The sequence below is a fragment of the Chamaesiphon sp. OTE_8_metabat_110 genome (genome assembly GCF_031382685.1).
Lineage (GTDB): Bacteria > Cyanobacteriota > Cyanobacteriia > Cyanobacteriales > Chamaesiphonaceae > Chamaesiphon.
In genome coordinates this window covers 1-3,286 of record NZ_JANMZA010000163.1, presented here as the reverse complement: position 1 = coordinate 3,286, position 3,286 = coordinate 1, and the positions used below count along the sequence as shown (strand labels likewise).

The following is a 3,286-nucleotide window of genomic DNA, read 5'->3' as shown; positions in this document are numbered from 1 at the left end:
CTTGGAGCGTGGGATGTACCATCGAGCCGTAGGCAATCATCAGCACGTCATCGCCATGACGGAGGATTTCGGCTTTACCGATGGGTAATTCTTCCCAGCCTTCATCCATCAACGGGATGCCATAACCGTTACCGCGCGGATAGCGCATCGCGATCGGCCCGTCGGTATAATTGATACCTGTGACTACCATCTGCTGTAGTTCGCCCTCATCTTTAGGAGCCATCAGCACCATGTTGGGGATACACCGCAGATAGGCAATATCATACATCCCTTGGTGGGTCGGGCCATCAGCACCGACGATGCCAGCGCGATCGAGACACAGGAACACGGGGAGATGCTGAATGCAGGCGTCATGGACGATTTGGTCGAAGGCGCGTTGTAAGAACGTCGAATAAATTGCCGCGACTGGACGCATCCCTTCAGTTGCTAGCCCCGCAGCCAACGTAATCGCATGTTGCTCGGCAATCCCGACATCGATATAGCGATCGGGAAATATGGTCTCAAACTTGTCTAAACCAGTACCCGTACCCATTGCAGCGGTAATCGCTACGATGCGCGGATCGTCTTCAGCCAGCTTGATCAGGGTATCGGCGAATACTTTAGAATAGGTGGGTGGCTTGGGTTTGGTCGCGGGGGCACTTTTGCCCGTAGCCAGATTAAAGGGGTTTTGGGCATGATAGCCTTCGCGATCTTTTTCGGCGATCGTATAACCTTTACCCTTTTTAGTCACCACATGCACCATCACTGGCCCAGCGTGCTTGTGGGCACCCTCGAAGGTACTAATCAATTCTTCCAAATTGTGACCGTCTACAGGGCCGATATAAGTAAAGCCTAACTCTTCAAATACTGCACCGACTTTGGGCACAGCCAGCCGCTTCATCCCTTCCTTCACCCGCGCCAGCTCGGGCGAAATTGTTTCGCCGACAAACGGGATATTTTTGAGTTGTTCCTCGATATTGTCACTGAGAAACTGAATCGGCGCACTAACGCGCAGCTTATTTAGATAGCGCGGAATCGCACCGACGTTGGCAGAGATTGACATCTCATTGTCATTCAACACCACCAACAGGTTAGTTTTGGGTAGATGTCCGGCATGATCGATCGCTTCTAGCGCCATCCCACCCGTCAATGCGCCATCGCCAATAACGGCTACACATTTAAATTTTTCACCCTTGAGATCTCGTGCCATCGCCATCCCCAAGGCGGCAGAAATGCTCGTAGAGGCGTGTCCGGCACCAAAGTGGTCGAATTTACTCTCACCGCGCTTAAGATAGCCAGCAAGACCATCCTTCTGGCGGATCGTGTGGAAGCGATCGTATCTGCCCGTAATTAATTTGTGAGGATAAGCTTGATGTCCGACATCCCAAACCACCTTATCTCGATCGAGATCCAATGTTTGATACAGTGCCAATGTCAGCTCGACAACACCTAACCCCGGAGCTAAATGACCGCCGCTGGCAGCCACTGTCTGAAGATGTTTTTCTCTGATTTCTAAGGCGATCTGCTCTAGTTGCCGTACTGATAAACCGTGCAACTGGTTTGGATGGGTGATTTCGCTTAGGTGCATAGCCAGTTTTCCCCGTCTGATACGATCTCGATGTTTGATTGTCCGATCTTAACTGTAATTTATTTAGCAGGTTTGAGATCGGTAAATTCTCGGGTTGTTACAGTTAGCAATGGGAATTTAGGGGAGGGATGGGGAGATGGGGGGACGGGGAGACGGGGAGATGGGGAGATGGGGGACGGGGGGACAATCTCCAAAAATATTTTTGATTTAACATGATGCGATCGTTACCTTGGCATGACTCTGGCGATAACGGTCTGCGCGAAAAGTCCTTAATCTTAACTGGCGTTGCTGAAATGTAGAGTAGGGGTAATTCATGAATTACCCCTACTCTACATTTCAGAGGTTGCCTAAGCGAGTGAATCATACCTGGATTCAGCGATGCCTTTTAATTAATATCCTGGAATAATGATTCTTTATAACTTGGATCTATTTCCCAATCATCATTTTCACCACCAATTAATAGTTGGTGAATTTCGACGTATTCTTTACTGAGTTGGGACAGTGAATTGATAAGGATATCGATCGCGATCGAGTCACTAGTCCCTAAGTCCAACCAGCACCGCCCCCAGTTACCCTCATATTCAAAATCTCCCATATTGTGCATCACTGACATCATCGTATTGTCAGCACTATCATTGTCATAATCCATGTAGCTCAGATCCAATCCTGTTTCTTGCACTTGGGTATTTTCAGCATTAAATCCCCCCAGTTTACCCAAGAAGAACCATGAGGAAAAAGCTTCTTCAACTAGCTTCTTTTCTTGCTCGGATGGAACGTTATTAAATTCCAGCCAAAACCACACATCAAATTGACTGAATTCGCGAAACTGGACTTGCATAATTAGGGGATAGGGACTAGGTTTTGGGCATTAGAAAGAGCTGGACACTGCGGTACGATCGAGCGACCTATTCGATCGACTAGCCGACCGGAAGCTCAGTCTACCATCTATATCTTAAGACTTGCTAAGTGGCTCAGTACAAATATTTCTCATCATGGTTGCCGTTATCGATGAATGAATGGTTGATGCTTTGCCCACCAACTGCTGACATCGATGGTTTGAGTGGTGATGGCTCCATCGCTGTCGATAACTTCTAATCGGACTGGATAAATGCCATTGTTGAGGAATTTATAGTCGATTGTTTGTCCGGTGATTGGTGTGATGGCGTTGTTGATGTACCAGTTGTAGGTAAGGGTATCGTTCCCGGCATCGCTGGCGGTGGCGATAAGTTGGACTGTTTCTCCTTCTTTGATGTTGGTGGGGATGGTAATCGAATCGATCGTTGGTGCGAGGTTATTGATAGTTACGTCAACGGTTTGAGTGGTGATGGCTCCGTTACTATCGATGACATCTAGTTTGACTGGATAATTGCCACTATTTGCGAAGTTATAGTCGATTGTCTGTCCGATAATTGGGGTGGTTGCACCGTTGATGTACCAGTTGTAGGTGAGGGTGTCGTTACCTGCGTCGGTAGCGGTGGCTGTCAGTTGGACTGTGGAGCCTTCGTTAATATTCGTGGGAATATTGACGGTATTAATAGTGGGGGCGACGTTGGTGACGGTGACTTGGATGGTGTCGGTGGTGCTGGCTCCGTCGTTGTCGGTGATAGTGACGGTGACGTTATGATTGCCAGCTTTGGTAAATTGATGGCTGGGATTTAATAACGTTCCATCCGAGCAAGAAAAGAAGCTAGTTGAAGAAGCTTTTTCCTCATGGTTCTT

At 48.2% G+C, this 3,286-nt stretch carries 3 protein-coding genes; all 3 read right to left on the bottom strand.

Translation table 11 applies throughout. The features are described 5' to 3' along the window. Positions 1-1,567 (bottom strand): 1-deoxy-D-xylulose-5-phosphate synthase (gene dxs, locus RMO52_RS05910; RefSeq protein ID WP_310411825.1); only part of this gene is annotated, 1,567 nt, incomplete at its 3' end. Positions 1,568-1,952: 385 nt separating this feature from the next. After that, entirely contained in the window at positions 1,953-2,405 is a 453-nt protein-coding gene (locus RMO52_RS05905; RefSeq protein ID WP_310411822.1) for a DUF3531 family protein, read from the bottom strand. 164 nt (positions 2,406-2,569) lie between these two features. Next, positions 2,570-3,286 (bottom strand): PKD domain-containing protein (locus RMO52_RS05900; protein ID WP_310411819.1); only part of this gene is annotated, 717 nt, incomplete at its 5' end.